The 255-nt window shown below is 52.2% G+C and carries 1 rRNA gene; it reads right to left on the bottom strand.

The features are described from left to right. A 23S ribosomal RNA gene (locus tag MFP24_RS00115) occupies positions 1–255 on the bottom strand; the annotation flags it as partial.

The raw sequence follows: 255 nt of genomic DNA, 5'->3' as shown, positions 1-255 counted from the left end.
TAACCTTGCTACAGAATATAAGTCGCTGACCCATTATACAAAAGGTACGCAGTCACCCCACCCCAAAACACTCACTGCTTGTTTTGTGTGTTGGTCATCGCATAAAACGCGATGACAACCGTCACCTCGACATCCGCATCGCCTTTCGGCCCGGAAGTGTTTTGGTGGTGGGGCTCCCACTGCTTGTACGTACACGGTTTCAGGTTCTGTTTCACTCCCCTCGCCGGGGTTCTTTTCGCCTTTCCCTCACGGTAC

Origin of the sequence: Brenneria tiliae (assembly GCF_023347575.1) — a bacterium.
Taxonomy (GTDB): domain Bacteria; phylum Pseudomonadota; class Gammaproteobacteria; order Enterobacterales; family Enterobacteriaceae; genus Brenneria; species Brenneria corticis.
Note: the sequence above shows the minus strand (reverse complement) of the source record. Positions and strands in the feature narration are given on the sequence as shown.